This window comes from Aquitalea aquatilis, assembly GCF_005155025.1.
Classification (GTDB): Bacteria; Pseudomonadota; Gammaproteobacteria; order Burkholderiales; family Chromobacteriaceae; genus Aquitalea; species Aquitalea aquatilis.
Window position 1 is genome coordinate 2761991 of the sequence record NZ_CP039731.1, and the last position, 19726, is coordinate 2781716.

18 protein-coding genes are annotated in these 19726 nt (G+C 60.2%); 8 read left to right on the plus strand and 10 right to left on the minus strand.

What is annotated here, in order from left to right; genetic code table 11:
* Positions 1-13: 13 nt before the first annotated feature.
* The 5 genes from kdpC to FAZ30_RS12940 all read right to left on the minus strand — a co-directional run bounded on the left by kdpC (position 14) and on the right by FAZ30_RS12940 (position 5188).
* Positions 14-586 carry a potassium-transporting ATPase subunit KdpC gene (gene kdpC, locus FAZ30_RS12920; RefSeq protein ID WP_137009557.1) on the minus strand — a complete coding sequence of 191 codons (573 nt, stop codon included), beginning with the start codon at positions 584-586 and terminating at the stop codon, positions 14-16.
* Between the two features lie 28 nt (positions 587-614).
* Positions 615-2738 carry a potassium-transporting ATPase subunit KdpB gene (gene kdpB / locus FAZ30_RS12925; RefSeq protein ID WP_137009558.1) on the minus strand — a complete coding sequence of 708 codons (2124 nt, stop codon included), beginning with the start codon at positions 2736-2738 and terminating at the stop codon, positions 615-617.
* Positions 2739-2777: 39 nt separating this feature from the next.
* The gene (gene kdpA, locus FAZ30_RS12930; protein ID WP_137009559.1) at positions 2778-4586 is read right to left on the minus strand and encodes a potassium-transporting ATPase subunit KdpA; all 1809 of its coding nucleotides are present in this window, start codon (positions 4584-4586) and stop codon (positions 2778-2780) included.
* Between the two features lies 1 nt (position 4587).
* Positions 4588-4677 carry a K(+)-transporting ATPase subunit F gene (gene kdpF, locus FAZ30_RS12935; protein ID WP_110312961.1) on the minus strand — a complete coding sequence of 30 codons (90 nt, stop codon included), beginning with the start codon at positions 4675-4677 and terminating at the stop codon, positions 4588-4590.
* A 319-nt stretch (positions 4678-4996) separates the two neighbouring features.
* Positions 4997-5188 (minus strand): hypothetical protein, encoded by a 192-nt coding sequence (locus FAZ30_RS12940; protein WP_059285177.1) that lies wholly within the window; start codon positions 5186-5188, stop codon positions 4997-4999.
* 297 nt (positions 5189-5485) lie between these two features.
* On the opposite strand from FAZ30_RS12940, the gene FAZ30_RS12945 reads away from it, so the two are divergent.
* Complete coding sequence (locus FAZ30_RS12945) at positions 5486-6256, plus strand: sulfite exporter TauE/SafE family protein (protein ID WP_124644251.1); 771 nt, start codon at positions 5486-5488, stop codon at positions 6254-6256.
* A 67-nt stretch (positions 6257-6323) separates the two neighbouring features.
* On the opposite strand, the gene FAZ30_RS12950 is transcribed toward FAZ30_RS12945, so the two are convergent.
* Positions 6324-7046 carry a GntR family transcriptional regulator gene (locus FAZ30_RS12950; RefSeq protein ID WP_124644250.1) on the minus strand — a complete coding sequence of 241 codons (723 nt, stop codon included), beginning with the start codon at positions 7044-7046 and terminating at the stop codon, positions 6324-6326.
* A 357-nt stretch (positions 7047-7403) separates the two neighbouring features.
* Between FAZ30_RS12950 and FAZ30_RS12955 the strand changes: the two genes are divergently transcribed.
* Entirely contained in the window at positions 7404-7826 is a 423-nt protein-coding gene (locus FAZ30_RS12955) for an acyl-CoA thioesterase (RefSeq protein WP_124644249.1), read from the plus strand.
* 9 nt (positions 7827-7835) lie between these two features.
* On the opposite strand, the gene mnmC is transcribed toward FAZ30_RS12955, so the two are convergent.
* Both mnmC and mnmH read right to left on the minus strand, forming a co-directional pair.
* On the minus strand, positions 7836-9812 hold the full coding sequence (gene mnmC, locus FAZ30_RS12960) for a bifunctional tRNA (5-methylaminomethyl-2-thiouridine)(34)-methyltransferase MnmC2/FAD-dependent 5-carboxymethylaminomethyl-2-thiouridine(34) oxidoreductase MnmC1 (RefSeq protein ID WP_137009560.1): 1977 nt from the start codon (positions 9810-9812) through the stop codon (positions 7836-7838).
* Between the two features lie 263 nt (positions 9813-10075).
* Positions 10076-11116, minus strand: a complete 1041-nt coding sequence (mnmH, locus tag FAZ30_RS12965; RefSeq protein ID WP_124644247.1) for a tRNA 2-selenouridine(34) synthase MnmH — start codon at positions 11114-11116, stop codon at positions 10076-10078.
* A gap of 18 nt (positions 11117-11134) precedes the next feature.
* Here mnmH and selD point away from each other — a divergent pair, with 18 nt between their 5' ends.
* Both selD and FAZ30_RS12975 read left to right on the plus strand, forming a co-directional pair.
* Positions 11135-12175 (plus strand): selenide, water dikinase SelD, encoded by a 1041-nt coding sequence (selD, locus tag FAZ30_RS12970; RefSeq protein WP_137009561.1) that lies wholly within the window; start codon positions 11135-11137, stop codon positions 12173-12175.
* 346 nt (positions 12176-12521) lie between these two features.
* Positions 12522-14540, plus strand: a complete 2019-nt coding sequence (locus FAZ30_RS12975) for a methyl-accepting chemotaxis protein (protein ID WP_158613604.1) — start codon at positions 12522-12524, stop codon at positions 14538-14540.
* 66 nt (positions 14541-14606) lie between these two features.
* Here the strand turns inward: FAZ30_RS12975 and FAZ30_RS12980 are convergent, their stop codons facing one another.
* Positions 14607-15104, minus strand: a complete 498-nt coding sequence (locus tag FAZ30_RS12980; protein ID WP_124644244.1) for a hypothetical protein — start codon at positions 15102-15104, stop codon at positions 14607-14609.
* Here FAZ30_RS12980 and FAZ30_RS20580 point away from each other — a divergent pair.
* The 4 genes from FAZ30_RS20580 (at position 15085) to FAZ30_RS13000 (ending at position 19078) form a co-directional block, all read left to right on the plus strand.
* The gene (locus FAZ30_RS20580; RefSeq protein ID WP_137009562.1) at positions 15085-15459 is read left to right on the plus strand and encodes a hypothetical protein; all 375 of its coding nucleotides are present in this window, start codon (positions 15085-15087) and stop codon (positions 15457-15459) included. The two genes, FAZ30_RS12980 and FAZ30_RS20580, sit on opposite strands and share 20 nt — an antisense overlap.
* 12 nt (positions 15460-15471) lie before the next feature.
* The gene (clpB, locus tag FAZ30_RS12990; protein WP_137009563.1) at positions 15472-18051 is read left to right on the plus strand and encodes an ATP-dependent chaperone ClpB; all 2580 of its coding nucleotides are present in this window, start codon (positions 15472-15474) and stop codon (positions 18049-18051) included.
* 121 nt (positions 18052-18172) lie between these two features.
* Positions 18173-18655: a DUF2867 domain-containing protein gene (locus FAZ30_RS12995; RefSeq protein WP_124644242.1), complete on the plus strand. Its 483-nt coding sequence runs from the start codon at positions 18173-18175 to the stop codon at positions 18653-18655.
* A gap of 63 nt (positions 18656-18718) precedes the next feature.
* Positions 18719-19078 (plus strand): cupin domain-containing protein, encoded by a 360-nt coding sequence (locus tag FAZ30_RS13000; RefSeq protein WP_124644241.1) that lies wholly within the window; start codon positions 18719-18721, stop codon positions 19076-19078.
* Positions 19079-19151: 73 nt separating this feature from the next.
* Here FAZ30_RS13000 and FAZ30_RS13005 read toward each other — a convergent pair whose 3' ends face one another.
* The gene (locus tag FAZ30_RS13005; RefSeq protein ID WP_124644240.1) at positions 19152-19436 is read right to left on the minus strand and encodes a hypothetical protein; all 285 of its coding nucleotides are present in this window, start codon (positions 19434-19436) and stop codon (positions 19152-19154) included.
* Between the last annotated feature and the right edge of the window lie 290 nt (positions 19437-19726).

Sequence of the window (19726 nt, forward strand, 5' to 3'; positions counted from 1 at the left end):
ACGGCTGGCGGGTTTACTTGACCGCATCCAGCGCCAGATTCAGTTCCAGCACATTGACCCGGGGTTCACCCAACAGGCCAAAGGTTTCGCCAATGATGTGATCATCCACCAGTTGGTGCAGGCGAGCCAGCGGCATGCTGCGTGCGCGGGCGACACGGTCCAGCTGGTAATAGGCGGCAGCGACCGATATGTCCGGGTCCAGGCCACTGGCCGAGGCAGTCACCAGATCAACCGGTACGGTGGCCGTTTGCGTGGGGTGAGCCTGGCGCAGGTGGTCGAGATTAGCCTTTACCGCATCCAGCTGGGCCTTGTTGGTGGGGCCGAGGTTGGAGCCGCCGGAGCTGCCGGCATTGTAGGCCATGGGGCTGGTGGCTGATGGCCGGCCCCAGAAATACTTGTCAGCGCTAAAGTTCTGACCGATCAGGCGGGAGCCGATGATCTGGCCATTTTTTTCGATCAGGCTGCCATTGGCCTGCTGCGGAAACAGCGCCTGGGCCAGGGCCGTGGTCAGCAGTGGATAGGCCAGGCCGGTCAGCAAGGACAGGGTGGCAAACAGCAGCAGTGCGGGTCGCAAAGTCTTGAGCATGATGAGTTCCTTGTTCGGGCGGGTCGGCTTACACCAGGCCCAGGCTGCCCAGCAGCATGTCGATCAGCTTGATGCCGGCAAAGGGCAGCAGCAGGCCGCCCAGGCCGTAGATCAGCAAATTGCCGCGCAGCAGTTCGGCTGCGCTTTTGGCGTGGTATTTCACCCCTTTGAGGGCCAGCGGAATCAGCACCACGATGATCAGCGCATTGAACACCACTGCCGACATGATGGCCGAGGCCGGGCTGTTCAGGCCCATCACGTTCAGCGCATTGAGCTGCGGATAGGTGCTGGCAAAGGCTGCCGGGATGATGGCGAAATACTTGGCCACATCGTTGGCGATGGAGAAGGTGGTGAGCGAGCCACGGGTCATCAGCATCTGTTTGCCGATTTCCACGATTTCGATCAGCTTGGTGGGGTTGGAGTCCAGATCCACCATATTGCCGGCCTCTTTTGCCGCCTGGGTGCCGGTGTTCATGGCCACGGCCACGTCGGCCTGGGCCAGCGCCGGTGCATCGTTGGTGCCGTCGCCGGTCATGGCGACCAGCTTGCCTTCGGCCTGATGGCTACGGATCAGCTTGAGTTTGGCTTCCGGCGTGGCTTCGGCCAGGAAGTCGTCCACGCCGGCTTCGGCGGCAATGGCGGCGGCGGTCAGCGGGTTGTCGCCGGTGATCATGATGGTCTTGATGCCCATCTGGCGCAGCTCGGCAAAGCGCTCCTTGATGCCGCCCTTGACGATGTCCTTCAGCTCGATCACCCCCAGTGCGCGATTGCCTTCGGCCACCAGCAGTGGAGTCGAGCCACGGCGGGCCACTTCATCGGCGCTCTTGCCCAGCGCGTCGGGGAAGACACCGCCTTGCTCGGCGATATGACGGCGAATGGCGTCGGTGGCGCCCTTGCGGATCTGCCGGCCATCGTAGTCGATGCCGCTCATGCGGGTTTGCGCGGTAAACGGGATGAAGGTGGCTTCGTGGCTGGCCAGTGCACGTTCGCGCAGGGCGAATTTCTGCTTGGCCAGTACCACGATGCTGCGGCCTTCCGGCGTTTCGTCGGCCAGCGAGGCCAGCTGTGCGGCATCGGCCAGTTGCTGTTCGCTGACGCCCGGAGCCGGGATGAACAGCGCAGCCTGACGGTTGCCCAGGGTGATGGTGCCGGTCTTGTCCAGCAGCAGCACGTCCACGTCGCCTGCCGCTTCCACGGCGCGGCCGGAAGTGGCGATGACATTGGCCCCCATCATGCGGCTCATGCCAGCCACGCCAATGGCGGACAGCAAGCCACCGATGGTGGTGGGAATCAGGCAGACCAGCAGTGCCACCAGGGTGGTGATGCTGATGGGCAAGCCAGCCTTGGCCGCATCCACGCTGAACAGCGAGTAGGGTAGCAGGGTGACGGTGACGATCAGGAACACGATGGTCAGTGCCACCAGCAAGATGGTCAGGGCGATTTCATTCGGGGTTTTCTGGCGTTTGGCGCCTTCCACCATGGCAATCATGCGGTCGAGGAAGGTTTCCCCCGGATTGGTGGTGATTTTCACCACGATCCAGTCCGACAGCACGCGGGTGCCGCCGGTGACCGAGGAAAAGTCACCGCCGGATTCGCGAATCACCGGGGCCGATTCGCCAGTGATGGCCGATTCGTCCACCGAGGCCACGCCATCGATGACTTCGCCGTCCACCGGGATGACATCGCCGGCTTCCACCAGCACGATGTCGCCCTTTTTCAGGCTGTGGCCATCCACGATGGTGATACCGGCTTCGCGGCGCGGGCCGGACAGCTTCTTGGCCACCACGTTTTTCTTGGCCGAGCGCAGGCTGGCGGCCTGGGCCTTGCTGCGGCCCTCGGCCAGTGCTTCGGCAAAGTTGGCAAACAGCACGGTAAACCATAGCCACAGCGCGATGGCCAGAATGAAGCCGGGTGCGGCCTCGCCCTTGCCGGCCAGCGCCTGCAGCCACAGCGCGGTGGTGAGGATGCTGCCTACATACACCACAAACATCACCGGATTGCGCCATTGGGTACGTGGCGACAGTTTCCTGAAAGAGTCGATGATGGCCGGTTTGATCAGGGCCGGGTCAAACATGCCCTTGCCCGGTTTGCTGTGCTGGCTGGCAGCGCTGTTGGCGGCAGCCGACACAGTGGAATGATTGCGATCGTTCATATTGTTTTCCTTGATCCTGTTGCGTATCCACGCTCAGGATTAATGTCCGCTCACCATTTGCAGATGCTCTACCACTGGTCCCAGCGCCAGCGCCGGGACGTAGTTGAGCGCTCCCACCAGCAACACCGTGCCGATCAGCAACACCACGAACAGTGGGCCGCGGGTGGGCAGGGTGCCGCTGTTGACAGCCAGGCGTTTCTTGGCAGACAGCGAACCGGCAATGGCCAGGATGGGCACAATCATCAGGAAGCGGCCAAAGAACATGGCGATGGCGGTCATGATGTTGTAGAAGGGGGTGTTGGCGGACAGGCCGGCAAAGGCGCTGCCGTTATTGTTGGCGGCCGAGGTAAAGGCGTAGAGGATTTCGCTGAAACCATGCGCACCGGGGTTGGCAATGCCAGCCTTGCCGGCATCCACACTCACCGCAATGGCGGTCAGCACCAGCACCAGGATCGGCGTCACCAGAATGGTGATGGCGGTCATTTTCATTTCGTAGGTTTCAATCTTCTTGCCCAGATACTCCGGTGTGCGCCCCACCATCAGGCCGGCAATAAACACCGCCAGAATGGCAAACACCAGCATGCCGTACAGGCCGGAGCCCACACCGCCGAATACCACTTCACCCAGCTGCATCAGGAAGGTTGGCACCATGCCGCCAATCGGGGTGAGCGAGTCATGCATGGCGTTCACCGCACCGCAGGAAGCCGAGGTGGTGACCACGGTAAACAGCGCAGTGTCGATGATGCCGAAGCGGCTTTCCTTGCCTTCCATATTGCCGCCGGCTTGCAGGCTGCTGGCCTGCTGGTCGACGCCCATGGCGCTCAGTTGCGGCACACCGGTTTGTTCGGCGCGGGTTTCCACCACCACGGCGGTGGCAAACATCACCAGCATGGCGGCCAGAATGGCCCAGCCCTGACGGCGATCGCCCACCATGCGGCCAAAGACAAAGCACAAGGCCGCCGGAATCAGGAAGATGGCCAGGTCTTGCAGGAAGTTGGCCAGTGGCGTGGGGTTTTCATAAGGGTGGGCCGAGTTGGCATTGAAGAAACCACCACCGTTGGTGCCCAGCATCTTGATGGCTTCCTGCGAGGCGACCGGGCCCATCGGCAGGGTCTGCTGCTGGGTTTGGCTATCAACCATGACGGGTTTGCCATCCTTGCCGTTGACCGGATTACCCTTGGCATCGACCTTGGCCTGCTGGAAGTGGCTGACTTCCACGGTATGGGCTGTCTGGTAAGGCAGCAGGTTCTGAATGACGCCCTGCTGGGTCAGACCCAGTGCCAGCAGCAGTGACAAGGGGGCGAGGACATACAGGGTGAAGCGGGTCACATCGACCCAGAAATTACCTATCCTAGCCGAGCTGTGACGGGCAAAGCTACGAATCAAGGCAATCACCACGGCTGCGCCAGTCGCCGCCGACAGGAAATTCTGTACCGTCAGGCCCAGCATCTGGGTCAGATAGCTCATGGTGGTTTCGCCGCCATAGCCTTGCCAGTTGGTATTGGTGACAAAGGAAATGGCGGTGTTGAAGGAGGAATCAGGCGTAACCGCCGCCATGGCTTGCGGATTGAAAGGCAGCGCGCCTTGCAGACGCTGTAGCCCATATACGGCGAGTACCCCCAGCAGATTGAAAACCAGCAGGGAAATGGCGTAGGACTTCCAGCCCATTTCCTCTTCCTGGCGAATGCCTGCCAGGCGGTAGAGCAGTTTTTCCAATGGCGCGACCAAGCGCAGCGGACCGGGGTTTTCACCCCGCATGATGCGGGTAATCCAGCTGGACAATGGCCAGGCCAGTGCCAGCAAAACCAGCAGGAACAAACCGAGTTGGAGAATGGCAGGTGTGCTCATGTCAGAAATTCTCCGGTTTGAACAGGGCGTACAGCAGGTAGGCCAGCAGCCCCAGGGCCAGCAGGGCGCTGATGAAGTAGAACAGGTTCATGGCTATTTGCCCTCCGCGTGCTGGCAGAGCCGCACGAAAGCAAGCGTCAGCGCAGTGAATCCCAGAGTCAGGCCCAGATAGACCAAATCCATTTTGCATTTCCTTTACGAGGCGATATGTGCCAGTGAAAGGTACGCAATCGGATGTCAAAAACCTGATAAAAAGCCAAGAGGGGGGGTAAAGAAACTATAAAGACGCTGCAAATGCTGCTGCAAAAGGGCAGCAGCCAGCAGAAAACGAGGAATTTTGACGACAGAAAAGGTAGTAAGCGCCAAGAGAGTGGCGCTTTGACAGAGGTCGGTGAGACTGCGTGGCCGCGCTAGAACAGATCGTCTTCGCTGCGCTCCGCCATGAAGCGGGCGTCGTCACGGTCATGGGCGCGCTGGCGGACTTTCTGTTGCCGGCAGCGTTCGGTGTCGCTCAACTGCGGCTTTGCCACCGCGTAAAGAAAACTTTCATGCTGGTCGCGTGCCTGCTTGCGGCGGACACTGAGAGGAATACGGGAAATCATCCTTGCACCTCCAGATTGGGTACATCACATGCGGTCGGTTGTGCCAACCATTAAAACTTGACTGTATTTCAAACATTTGTAAAGTCTGAAACGTCGCGCAATACGCAAAATGTTGTGTGTTTGCCGCGACAGTCTTCACTAGCTATGGTTATTTTTAGCAGATTTGCTGCTGAATTGCCGGCCAGTACTGGCTATGACACATCATAGATTTATATCGAATATTGATTAAATCAAACAATCTAGTTGGTTATATGTTGTGTGCAGTAGGATAGCGCCAGAACTTAGTCTGGAGCTGTCATGGAGTTGGGATACGCAGTAGCTGGTCTGGTGGTGGGCTTTATCGTCGGGCTGACCGGGGTAGGGGGTGGTTCCCTGATGACCCCAATCCTGCTGTGGTTTGGCATTTCGCCAGCAACAGCCGTCGGTACCGATCTGCTGTACGCCGCCCTGACCAAGGCCGGTGGCGTGTTCGTCCATCACAAGCAAAAGCATGTCGACTGGAAGCTGACAGCCTGGCTGGCTGCTGGCAGTGTGCCCGCTTCGCTGCTGACGCTGGGCCTGCTGTCCTGGCTGCACCTGTCCAGCCATGCGCTGGACTCGGTGTTCAAGCTGGTGCTGGGTGTGGCTCTGCTGCTGACGGCTGCTTCCATCCTGCTCAAGCCCCGCCTGATCAAGCTGATCAATCCGCAGGGACACCCGCCGGCCGAATTTGTACTGAAGCCGCTGCCTACCGTCCTGATCGGCGTTGGTCTGGGTGTGCTGGTTACCCTCAGCTCCATCGGTGCTGGCGCGCTGGGCACGCTGGCCTTGTTCCTGCTTTATCCGGCCCTGCCCACCACCCGCCTGGTCGGCACGGAAATCGCCCATGCGGTACCGCTGACCCTGGTCGCCGGCCTGGGTCATGCCAGCATGGGTAACCTGAACTACATGCTGCTGCTGAATCTGCTGATGGGCTCGCTGCCGGGTATCTGGCTGGGTAGCAAGCTCACCCGTCGCCTGACCGATGCCTGGCTGCGACCGGCGCTGGCGGTGATGCTGGCGGTAGTGGGTGCGAAACTGGTGATGTGATGCCCTGCTTGCTGCAATAAAAAAGAGCCGCTGCTGCGGCTCTTTTTTTATTATCTGTCAGCCCGACTCAGTCCGGCTTTGCTGGTGGCCGTGGTTTGCGCCCGCGTTTGCTGCTGGGGGGACTCTGGTGGGCGAGATACCAGGCTTCCAGCGCTTCTTCGGCATGCATGATGTGCTGCTTGAGAAAGGCGGCGGCGCTGATAGCGTCTTTCTGGCGGCACAATTCCAGCAGGTGGTTGTGCTCCAGATGCGCGCGGTCGTTGAAGCCGGTCAGCAGAATCTGCATGCGGGTGTAGCGGTCGGTGCGGTTATGCAATTGCGCGATCAATGCCAGTGTTTGAGGCCGCCCTGCTGCCTGATACAGCGCCAGGTGAAAGCTGGCATTCAACAGGCCCCAGGTGGCGACATCCTGATTTTTCAGCGCGACATCAAAGCGCGCCAGCAGCACTTCGGCCGCTGCGATGTCCGCTGTGGTTTGGCGCGGTATGGCTTCCAGCAGCATGTCGCATTCCAGCAGCACGCGCACGCGCAGCAGTTCGACGATTTCCGGCAGGGACAACTGGCTGACCACGGCTCCACGCCGTTCGATGATGCGCACCAGTCCTTCCGCTTCCAGCTGGCGCAAGGCTTCGCGTACCGGCACCCGGCTGACGCCCAGCTCGCGAGACAGCGCTTCCTGACGCAACTGGGTGCCATCCGGCCATTCGCCAGACAGAATGCGCTGGCGCAGTGTGTCAGTTGCGGTGGCGGTGAGGGTTTGTTGTGGGGATTCTGTTGTTCTGGCTGGCATGTTGTGGCTCCCGTCTGGCGCTACAGTAGCACAAGCGGCAAGCTCACCACAAAAACGCCGTGGGCGGGCTTTGCCCTATCGGGTTGGCGACATAAAAAATGAGCCCCGGCCTTGGGGGGCGGGGCTCCAGCTTGCACCTTCGCTCAGGTGACTGGCAGCCAGGCAGCGTCGGGGGTTATCCACCAGCGCGGGCTGACAGTCATGCTGCCCTTGTATCAGAACAATACGCAGGCAGCAGTGGCAGTATGTCGGCTTCTGCTGGCTCGCTTTGACGTGATTGCATGGTTTTTTTGTGACGGACTTTGACGGCAGCGTTATGATGCAATACAACATGACGTTAACGTAAGGAGCGCTGTCTTGGAAAAGTCCTATCCCATCATCGACCGCCAGACCATCACCATGCGCTGGGGCGATATGGATGCAGTCGGTCATCTCAACAATACCTATTACTTCCGCTATCTGGAGCAGATTCGCCTGAACTGGCTGGAAGCGCTGGGGCATGGTATCGATCCGCAAAGCACCGGCCCGGTACTGGCCAGTACTTCCTGCACTTTTCGCAAGCAGCTGACTTATCCGGCGGTGGTGGAAATCACCATCGAGCTGGAAAAACTGGGCCGCAGCAGCCTGCAGCTACGCCACCATTTCTATCGCCAGGGCGATCCGGACACCGTATATGCCTATGCCGACGTGACGCTGGTGTGGGTGGATTACCAGGCTGGCGTGCCGGTGGCCATTCCGGATGACATCCGTCAGGCCATCGCGCGCGCCATCGCGGCTTGAGCAGGGCTATCAGCCCTGCTTGCGGATCAGCTTGCGCAGCAGGAAACGGCTGGGATGCACCGCCTGCATCAGCGCCTGCGGCAGCGGTGCCGCTTCATTGTCCAGATAGGCCGCCAGGATTTCGCCAGATAGCGGGGCGGTAATCATGCCGCGCGAACCATGGGCGGTATTGACATACAGGCCGCTGATCCAGGGTGAGGCAGTATCCAGCTTGAGCGTGGCGTCGTTGGCCAGCTCGCGATAGCACTCGACAAACTGGCGGCGATCGGCCACCGGGCCGATCAGCGGCAGGTAATCCGGGCTGGTGCAGCGGTAGGCGGCGCGGCCGCCTATGGCTTGCAGCTTGAGCTCTGCCGCACCCACCGCCTGATGCATGGCCGGGGCCAGCCCTGCCAGCATGTCCAGGTTTTCCTGGTGCTCCGCTTCGTTGGGTAGCAGATTGTCTGCTTCGAACTTGAAGGTGGCACCCAGGCAGTGCTGTTGCTGTCGTGCTGGCGAAATATAGCCTTCACCACACAATACGGTTTGCAACAGGCTGCTGGCTGCGGTGGCTGCCACCGTGCTGACCTGGCCGCGAATTGCCTTCAGTGGCAGGTGGCTGGTGCTGTCGAAGCGTGCCGTGTCAGCCGCCGCCGCCAGGATGACGGCACTGCCCATGGCCAGTGGGCCGTCTTCATTGCTGGCCAGCCAGCATTGTTCCAGCGGGTTCCAGTCCAGTTCCAGCACCGTGCTGGAGGTTCGCAGCTGGATATTGGGATGGCTGCACTGCGCATGGACCAGGCTGGGCGGATTCAGCCAGCCGCCCTGCGGGAAGAACAGCCCGCCAGCTGGCAGTGGCAAGCCGGCAATGGCGCTGGCTTCCTGCTGGCTGACCTGACGCAGCAGGCCATCGGGTAATCCGGCCGTTGCCAGCTGTGCCTGCCGTGCGGCTTCCTTGTCATCCTGCGCCAGTTGCAGCACGCCACAGGCGCACCAGCTGTCGTCGCCCTGTTCCAGCAACTGATGCAGCAGGCGCAGCGAATAGGCATAGCCAGACAATACCAGCCGGGTCAGCGGGGTGAAGTGAGGGGAGAGCTTGGTATACAGCACGCCCTGTGGATTGCCCGAGGCGGCCTGCGCCAGTTGTGGCAGCCGTTCCACCAGTGTGACCTGCCAGCCGCGCTGGGCCAGGCTGTAGGCGGTGGAGGCACCGGCAATGCCGCCACCCACCACGATGGCTGAGCGCTCCTGTCCCGGCTGTGCTGCCGGGCGGGCATACCAGGGGGGCGACCATGGCTGGGCAGGTGCTGCGGCCAGCTGGCCGCAGCTCATCTCGCGCTTTTGGCCATGGCCTGCCACCTTGCGGACGCTGAAGCCCGCCTCTTTCAGGCCGCGCCGGACAAAACCGGCACAGGTGAAGGTGGCGAAGGTGGCCTCTGCTGCCGACAAGCTGGCCATGGTCTGAAACAGCTGCGGCTGCCACATGTCCGGGTTTTTCGAAGGGGCGAAGCCATCCAGAAACCAGGCATCGATGCGTGCATCCAGCTGTGGCAGCACTTCGAGCACATCGCCCACCAGCAGGGTGAGGATGATGCGCCCTCCCTCCAGTACAAAGCGGTGCCAGCCGCTGCTCAGCACATCGTATTGTCTTAGCAGCTGCTGCGCCTGGCTGGCCAGCTCCGGCCACAAGGCCAGCGCCTGGCCGAGATCTTGCGCGGTCAGCGGGTATTTTTCAGCGCTGATGAAGTGCAGCCGGGCCGTGGCAGGGGCATATTGCAGGAAGTGTTGCCAGGCACAGAGAAAGTTGAGGCCGGTGCCGAAACCGGTTTCACCAATGCTGAACTGACTATCGGGCGGCAGGGCGGCAAAACGCTCGGCCAGCTGATTGTGCCGGAGAAAGACATGGCGGGTTTCTTCCAGCCCGCTGCTGCGGGAGAAGTAGACATCGCCAAAGGCGACCGAGACGGGCTGGCCGTCCAGCCAATCGAGTTGTGCGTATGAGCTCATGCCAGCTGCGAGATGGATGCGGTAAGGAAGGCTGTCATTCTACTCTGTCTGCGGCGGTGCTAGCGCCGGATTGCATGGGAAAGATTGCAGCTGTTGCTGGTAAAACTTGTAAGGAGCGCTCCTGGAAGGTGCACGCTCTAGTGAACGAAGGGTCAGACAAGGCGCAAGGGCGTAAAAAAGCGCAATGGACATGAGGTCCATGAGCATTTTGAACGTCCTTTCAACGCTGGATCACCCGAGTATCGCAGAGCGTGAGCAGGCTCTTATTCGCGAATCACGCCGGCTACCGCATCCAGGAGAGCCGGGCTCAGGCCGGGCACCGTCAGTAACTGCGACTGTTGCAGATGGGTGTAATGGCGGTTCATCGAGCGGAAATACAAGGGGTCGTAATGCTGGGTCAGCAGTTGTTCCACCAGGCTGGCAAACTGGCCCTGCTCAATCATATCCTGCCATTGCTGTAGCTGTTCGCGCGAGTGTACCGCCTTGAGAAAGCCCAGCTGGGTGACCAGCCTGGCTGGTTGCTGCAGATAGAAATCATAGTCTTCCAGCAAGAAGCGTACGCGCTCGGCCAGCGCAACTTCCATGCTCAGGCATTCGCTGGCGTGCATGCGTGAAAACAGGCTGTCCGGCAAGCTGAGCGTGCCGATTTTCCGGCTTTCGGATTCGATGAATACCGGCCGCGCCGGATCCAGCTGTAGCATGGCCAGACGCAACATGCTGTCGAACCATTTTTGCGAGGGCTGCGGCTGGTCGGGCAGCCGCCCCAGCACCGAGCCGCGATGCACGGCCAGGGCTTCCAGATCCAGCACCTGCTTGCCATTGCGTTGCAGAGCATGCAGCAAGCGGCTTTTGCCCGAGCCGGTCGGGCCGCAGATGACCTTGAGCCGCAGCGTGGCCGGCAGGCTGGCCAGGTCGGCCAGTACCTGATGGCGATAGCTTTTGTAGCCGCCCTCCAGCTGGTGGGTGCTCCAGCCGATCTGGCTGAAAATGATGGCCATCGAGGCCGAGCGCTGGCCGCCGCGCCAGCAGTAGATCAGCGGTTTCCAGGATTTTGGTTTCGCATGGAACTGCTGCTGCAGGTGACTGGCGATATTTTGTGCCACCAGCGCGGCACCCAGCTTGCGTGCCTCGAAGGGGCTGACCTGCTTGTAGAGGGTGCCCACCCGGATGCGTTCTTCGTCATCCAGTACCGGGCAATTGATGGCGCCGGGCAGGTGATCTTCGGCGAATTCGGCTGGCGAGCGCACGTCGATGATCTCGTCAAACTCGGCCAGCTGTGATAGTTTCGCGACCTTGAAAAGCATGGTGGGAGTTGCCCTGAAATGGCTGAAATCAAACTGACGCAATTATCCCACGGCGGTGGCTGTGGCTGCAAAATTGCCCCTGCGGTACTGGAGTCCATCCTGTCGACAGCGCGGGAAAAAATGGTGTTCCCGCAACTGCTGGTCGGCACGGAAACCAGTGACGATGCGGCAGTGTACCGCCTCAACGATCAGCAGGCGATTGTTGCCACCACCGATTTCTTCATGCCCATTGTGGACGATGCCTTTGATTTTGGCCGCATCGCTGCCACCAATGCGCTGTCAGACATCTACGCCATGGGCGCGACGCCCATCATGGCACTGGCCATTGTCGGCATGCCGGTCAATGTGCTGCCGGTGGAAACCATCCGCGCCATTCTCGATGGTGGACAGGCAGTGTGTGCCGACGCCGGCATTCCCATCGCCGGTGGCCATTCCATTGATTCTCCCGAACCGATTTACGGCCTGGTGGCGCTGGGGGTGGTCCATCCCGACCAGCTCAAGCGCAATTGCGATGCCAGGGCTGACGATGTGCTGATCATGGGCAAGGCGTTGGGCGTGGGCATTCTGGCGCAGGCAATGAAAAAGGGAGTGCTGGATGAGGCCGGCTATCAGGCGCTGATCGCCACCACCACCCAGCTGAACAAGGTGGGTGCCACGCTGGCCGGCATGGAGGGTGTGCATGCGCTGACCGATGTCACCGGCTTTGGTTTGCTCGGTCATCTGCTGGAGATCTGCAAGGGCTCCGGCCTGCAGGCACAGGTGGAGATGGCCGCAGTACCGCTGATCCCGGCAGCCCGTCCGTTTGCCGAGCAAGGCTATGGTCCTGGTGCCATCGAGCGCAATCAGGCCAGCTTTGGCCAGCATGTCCGCTTTGCCGATGGCCTGCCCGACTGGCAGCAGCGCGTGCTGGCCGATCCGCAAACCAGTGGTGGCTTGCTGGTTGCCGTGGCGGCGGAGCAAGCCCCTGCCGTGCTGGCCGCTTTCCAGGCAGCAGGTTTTGACCACGCCTCGGTCATCGGCCAGTTGCAGGCTGGCGAGGCGCAGATAGTCGTCCGCTGAATGCGGCTGTGCGAAGCAAGTAATACTCTCAACCCGGCCCTGGCCGGGTTTTTTCATGGCCAGCGCTTGGACTGGGCGGCCTGGCGGCTCTTGCAGTAAAAGCGGTCTATGCTGTGAAAGCAGCCAGGGATTCTGCCACGCATAAAGCAGGGCTGATCTGGCGTTGTTCTTGCTTTGAATATGCTGAGCACGGGCTTGAGTGATTACATTGACAAGTGCATGTTTCTCACGCATTTTGCTGGTTTGCATCTATTAAGCCAGCATTTCAAAAAGACGCTAAATTATAAATAAACAATCCCGTACAGCGGGTGCGGCAGTGGAGAGGGTGAAGCGAATGAAGCGAGGCATGAGCATCGGGTCGCGGCTGGTATCGACCCAGGTAGTGTTGATGGTAGTGGTGGCGATGACCTTGGCGCTGCCGCTGTATGTCTTTACCGGGCGGGTGATGCAGGAGCGTACCGAAAAGGTCCAGTCGCAGTTGCTGACCCAGTCCATCAACATGATTGACGCGTTTAACGAGTCGCTGAAAATCACCACCCGCCAGTTTGAGAAAGTGCTGCTGGGCGAGATCGGCGGAGCATTCGCCCTCAATCCGGCCAGCAAGATAGACGTTTCCGGCACGCCAACCCCGGCCCTGCTGCTGGGCAGTGCGGCAGTCAACGGCAATAACGATATTGTCGACCGCTTCTCCTCCAAGACCGGTAACGTCGCCACGCTGTTCGTCAAGGATGGCGACGAGTTTGTCCGCATCGCCACTTCGGTGCTGAAGGAAGACGGCGGCCGTGCGCTGGGCACCAAGCTGGATCACGCCAGCCCGGCTTATGCGCAGCTGATGAATGGCGAAAACTATTCCGGCCGGGTCGACCTCTATGGCCGTGACTACATCACCAGCTATAGCCCGATCAAGGACGCCAGCCAGAATGTGATCGGTGCCACCTTTGTCGGCGTCGGCGCGACCGAAGGCATTGCCGGCCTGCTGGTACGCCTGTCCAAAGTGAAACTGGGCGAGGGCGGACATATCGATATCGTCGATATCAACAAGAATTCCAAATTATTTGGCCAATACGTGCAGCACCCGAAACTTTCCGGCCGCCCGGTCAGCAAGGACGTGGATGCAGCCGGCAAGGCCTATGTCAACGATCTGATGGCCGCAGGGCAGGGGGCGCTTACCGTCAAACTGCCGGGGGACAACGGCGCGGCCGAGCATATGCTGTCCTATGCCACGTACAAACCGTGGGGCTGGATGATTGTCAGCAACGAAACCCGCAGCGAACTGGAAAAAGAAAACCACCAGTTACTGCTGTGGCTGGCCGGCGGTGCCGGTTTGCTGTTGCTGATTCTGGCGCTGGCCCTGCTGCTGTTTACCAATCGCCTGGTAGCGCGCCCGGTGCGACAGCTGGTTGAGGAAGTGGGCGGCATTCGCGACAGCCGTGATCTGACGCGGCGGCTGGCGATCAACCGCAAGGATGAGGTAGGGCAGGTGGCCGATGCCATGAACAGCCTGCTGGACAGCTTTCAGCAGGCACTCAATCGCACCAGTTCGCATGCCATTGATCTGGACCATGCCGCACAGGAGCTGTCGGACAAGGCCAGCTCTGCCGCCGCCAGTTCGGGCGAGCAGCGTACCAGTGCCCAGGCCATGTCTGAGCACACCGGCATGCTGATCGCCGGGGTGCAACAGATTGAAAAAGTCGCCGGCGAAGCCAGCGATGCGGCACGTGCCTCCAGCGAAGCGGCCCAGGCCGGCAGTGAAAGCCTGGTGGCGGCAGTGGATGGCGTCAGCCATATTTCGGCGACACTCAGCCAGGCTGCCGACAGCCTGAAGGCACTGGAAAGCAGCGCACAGCAGATTACCGCCATCGTCAACGTGATTCACGATATCGCCGACCAGACCAATTTGCTGGCCCTTAACGCTGCCATCGAGGCTGCCCGGGCCGGCGAGATGGGTCGCGGCTTTGCCGTGGTGGCTGATGAAGTGCGCAAGCTGGCCGAGCGCACCAGCGTGTCCACCCAGGAAATCAGCGGCATGATCAGTACGATTCAGTCGGCCACGGATGCGGCCGTCAGATCGATGCGGCAGTCGGTGGTGCAGGCGTCGGAAGGGGCGGCCATCACCTCGTCGGCGCGCCAGGCCATTGGCTCCATCGTGGAAGACTCGCGTCGTGCCATGGAAGTGGTGCAGCGCATCAACCGCGAACTGTCACAGCAACGCGATATCGTGCAGCAAATGGCCGAGCGGGTGAATTCGGTGGCCAGTCAGGCAGAAAGCAGCAATCAGGCCGCCGAGCGCTCGGCCGAAACGGCCCGCCACATGGCGGGGCTGGCTGATTCGCTGAAGGAAGAAGTCCGCGCCTTCCGTACCTGATCCGGTGGCAGTGACATAAGCTAAGGGGACGCTAAGTGCGTCCCCTTTTTTATTGGTGTCAGTGATTCAGAAGCTCCAGCGCAGGCTGAAGGTGGTGACATTGACCCGCTTGTGCTGGCCGACGGTATTGGTCTTGGGGGCATAACCGATTTCCAGTGCCACGTCCTTGCTGCCCAAGCTGATCATGGGCAGCGCGGCCAAGCCCTTGATGCCAGAGCCATCCAGATAACCAGCTTGCACACCTGCTCCCAGGTAGACCGGGCCGATGATCCGCCATTCTTTGCGATAGCCGGCCGACACATACCAGGCCTGCTGCTCGAATGAGTCGCGGTACGTTGCTACCCGAGTAAACCAGCGGCCATTGTCCTCATTCCCGGCAAAGGCCCACTCCAGCCCTAGCCCCGGATTGTTGTTATTGAACTCACAACTTTTCGCCTTTTCTCCCTTGCCTTGCTGACAGCCACTGTGGATGGACGCACCGCTGAGCAGCAGGGAAAAACTGCTGTCGGCATATGCGCCGCTACTGCTTAGCAGCCCGGCTAGCATGATGATGAATTTATGCATTTCTCGCCCCTTGTCTGAATTTCAACCCATGGCTGGCATGGTGATGTTCCCTGGGAAGTTGCCTTGGCATGGTTGGAAAATGGCCAATAAATGCCAAGAAATTTCCATAAGACTAGGCGATAGCTATCGAGAATATTCTGATCGAAAGACGGGTTGCATTCCTTGCCGCACCGGCCAACCCGCCGGCATTGTTCAGCAGCAGCAAGCGGGTACTGACGGCGCTAATTGTTCCGACATTTATCTTGTAGTGTTCAAATCCGCCCACATATCGTGGTTAATACCGTTGCGTTTTCCTACAGGACAGCCCGGCGGACCATTATTGAAAATGCAAAAGAAATCAGAGTCATATTCTTGAAGGAGCTTCTCTATGCGATTTGAAAAGCTGACCACGAAATTCCAGCAGGCCCTGGGTGAAGCGCAGAGCCTGGCGCTGGCGCAGGACAATGCCTACATCGAGCCGCAGCATCTGCTGCTGGCCATGATGGACGATAACGACAGTGGCATTGGCGGCCTGCTGGCACGGGCTGGGGTCAATGCACCAGCCCTCAAGCTGGCACTGAAGGCGGCCATCCAGCGTCTGCCCAAGGTGCAGGGCGGCAATGGTGAAATCACCGTGTCGCGTGATCTGGGCAATCTGCTCAATGTCACCGACAAGATCGCCACCAAGCAGGGCGATGAATACATCTCCAGTGAATCCTTCCTGTCCGCTCTGTCGCAGGACAAGGGCGAGACCGGCCGCCTGCTGAAAGAGCATGGTGGCAATCACAATGCCATCCAGGCTGCCATCCAGGCGGTGCGCGGCGGGCAGAACGTGGGCAGCCAGGATGCGGAAAGCCAGCGCGAGGCGCTGAAGAAATACACCACTGATCTGACCGAATGCGCGCGTAACGGCAAACTGGACCCGGTAATTGGCCGCGACGATGAAATCCGCCGCGCCATTCAGGTGCTGCTGCGCCGTACCAAGAACAATCCGGTGCTGATTGGCGAACCTGGCGTGGGCAAGACCGCCATCGTGGAAGGCCTGGCGCAGCGCATCGTCAATGGAGAAGTGCCGGAAAGCCTGAAAAACAAGCGGCTGCTGGTGCTGGATCTGGCTGCGCTGATCGCTGGTGCCAAGTTCCGTGGCGAATTCGAAGAACGCCTGAAGGCCGTGCTGAATGATCTGGCCAAGGACGATGGCCAGACGCTGATCTTCATCGATGAAATCCATACCCTGGTGGGCGCGGGCAAGGCCGAAGGTGCCATGGATGCCGGCAATATGCTCAAGCCGGCACTGGCGCGTGGCGAGCTGCACTGCATCGGTGCCACCACGCTGGACGAGTACCGCAAGTACATCGAAAAGGACGCCGCACTGGAACGCCGCTTCCAGAAGGTGCTGGTCAATGAGCCGACGGTGGAAGACACCATTGCCATCCTGCGCGGCTTGCAGGAAAAGTACGAAATCCACCATGGCGTGGACATTACCGACCCGGCCATCGTGGCGGCGGCCGAGCTGTCCAACCGCTACATCACCGACCGTTTCCTGCCGGACAAAGCTATCGACCTGATCGACGAAGCGGCCAGCCGCATCAAGATGGAGCTGGACTCCAAGCCGGAGGCCATGGACAAGCTGGATCGCCGCCTGATCCAGCTGAAGATCGAGCGCGAAGCCGTCAACAAGGAAACCGACGAAGCCAGTCAGAAGCGTCTGCAACTGATTGAGGAAGAAATCCAGCGTCTGCAGCGTGAATACGCCGACATGGAGGAAATCTGGAAGGCGGAGAAAGCCGCAGCGCAGGGCAGCCAGACCATCAAGGAGGAAATCGACCGCCTCAAGGTGGACATGGAAGACCTCAAGCGCAAGGGCGACTGGCAAAAGCTGGCCGAACTGCAATACGGCAAGCTGCCACAGCTGGAGGCGCAACTGCGCGAGGCCGAGGCTGCCGATGCCGGTGCTGATAACAAGCCTAACCGCTTGTTGCGCACCCAGGTAGGTGCCGAGGAAATTGCCGAAGTCATCAGCCGTGCCACCGGTATTCCGGTGTCGAAAATGCTGACTGGTGAGCGGGAAAAGCTGCTGCGCATGGAAGACGTGCTGCACCAGCGCGTGGTGGGGCAGGACGAAGCGGTGCGTGCAGTGGCTGATGCCATCCGTCGCTCCCGCTCCGGCCTGGCCGACCCGAACAAGCCGTATGGTTCCTTCCTGTTCCTGGGGCCGACCGGCGTGGGCAAGACCGAACTGTGCAAGACCCTGGCCGGCTTCATGTTTGATAGCGAGGATCACCTGATCCGCATCGACATGTCCGAGTATATGGAGAAGCATTCGGTTGCCCGGCTGATCGGTGCGCCCCCGGGCTATGTGGGGTATGAGGAGGGTGGTTATCTGACCGAGCAGGTGCGCCGCAAGCCGTATAGCGTGATTCTGCTGGACGAAGTGGAAAAGGCCCATCCGGATGTGTTCAACATCCTGCTGCAAGTGCTGGATGATGGCCGCCTGACCGATGGCCAGGGCCGCACGGTGGACTTCAAGAACACGGTGGTGGTGATGACCTCGAACATGGGCAGTCAGCAGATTCAGGCCATGGCCACTGATGACTACCAGGTGATCAAGCTGGCGGTGATGGCCGAGGTCAAGTCACACTTCCGGCCGGAGTTCATCAACCGTATCGACGAAGTGGTGGTGTTCCATGGTCTGGACGAGAAGAACATCAAGGCCATCGCCCGTATCCAGCTCAAGGGTCTGGAAGGCCGGCTGGCCAAGCTGGAGCTGAATCTGCAAATCAGCGAAGAGGCTTTGTCCTTGTTATCCGAGGCAGGCTTCGATCCGGTGTATGGCGCGCGTCCACTCAAGCGTGCCATCCAGAACGAGCTGGAAAACCCGCTGGCCAAGAGTATTCTGGCCGGCAAATACCCACCCAAGGCCACCATTCTGGTGGAAGCGCGTAACGGGCAGCTGGTGTTTGATTGAGCCTGAAGCAAGCAGAGAAGCCGGCCCGTTGTGGTCGGCTTTTTTTTGCTAGGTAGTTTCAGGAATGGAGCTGCTGGTGGAAGCCGCAGGATAATCAGGTTTTCATCCTGGAGCGCCCACCATGCCGAACTCCCTGCCTCAAGCCGCAGATTACCCGTTTCGAGACCAGCACCAGGCCCGTTGCCTGAGCGCGGATGTCGACGCAGCCCAGCTGCTGACAGCGTTTGCCAGTGCCGCTCCAGGCTGGGCGGCCACGCTGATGGCCTGGCGCAACCGTCTGGCCGCACGCTGCGGCCTCAAGACCGGTCCGATGCAGCAAGCCGGCACGCTGTGCTTGCAGCCCGGCAGCTATATCGGCATGTTTCGCATCCTGCACCTTGGTCCGCAGCTGGCGGTACTGGGTGAGGATGACCGTCATCTGGATTTCCGCATCCTGCTATCGGCCTGTCCCGAGGCTGGTGCAAGCCGGCTGCAGGTTGAAACCTGGGTGCGGCCGCATCACTGGGGTGGCTGGCTGTATCTGGCACTGGTGCTGCCGGTGCACTGGCTGCTCAGCAAGCTGATGTTGCGCAGCATGGCGCAGCGACTGGGCGCGCCGCACTGAGTCTGGCCCCGCTACGCTGCAGCGGCGATAATGGCCGCTTTCTTCTGCCGGAAGTGAGCCGCCATGGCCGCCATCACCCATTTTTCCCAAAGCGTGACGCCGGTTGCCGACCAGCCCCGCCCTGATCGTCTGTTGACGGGTAAGCCGCAACGCCTGACCTGGACCCATTATGAAACGGCCGACGAGGCTCTGAGCTGCGGCATCTGGGCATGTGAGCCAGGGGCGTGGCGCATTCGTTTTGCCGATAACAAGCACGAATTTTTCTGTGTGATCGAAGGTGTGGTGCGCCTGCACGACGAGGCGGGCGTAGTGGTGCAAGTAAGCGCAGGTGAGGCCGCAGTGATACCCGCCGGCTTTGTCGGCGTGTTCGAAGTGGTGCAAGCGGTGCGCAAATACTTTGTGGTGTGCCAGACTCCTGCATAGCTGATGGGCGTGATGCTCGGGGGTGTGGCAATGAGAAAGGGCGACCAGAGTCGCCCTTTTGCTTGGTGGCTGCTTAGTTGCGCAGCGGGTCTTCCGCATCATCCATGGGCTGGACTGGTGGCGGTGTAAAGCCGTTGATGTCGCGGGAGGATTTTTCCAGTACCAGCACGATGGCGGTATTCAGTGCGCCAAAAGCCCAACTGATCAGGAAAAATACCGAATAGGCCGATAACTTGTCGGCAAACAGGGCATTGCCATGCAGCTTGAGTTCGGCAGGGTCGAAAATCGAGAAAAACACGCTGGTGGCCAGTACGGCGATGATAAAGGACGGCCAAAACAGCAAAATACCTTTTTTCATGAGCGCTCTCCGGGATATGCGTTTGTGCTTGAGGTAGGACTGGGCAAGCTGCCACATGGTTCAGCGCTTGGCACGGATGCCTGCCTGCCCTTGCAGAATATGCCAATTGTCCTGCGAGCGAGTAACAGGATGGCAGCATGTTGTTTTGTCGGGTTTGCAGCGCAGCAAGCCGGCAGATGGTGGTAAACTTTGTGCCGGACAAAGATTTTCATCAATCAGCCGCGGCCCGCTGCATGTGCCAGCGCCCCGGTTGCGGCTGTTCTGCAAAGCAAATGGAGCCCCTGCATGAC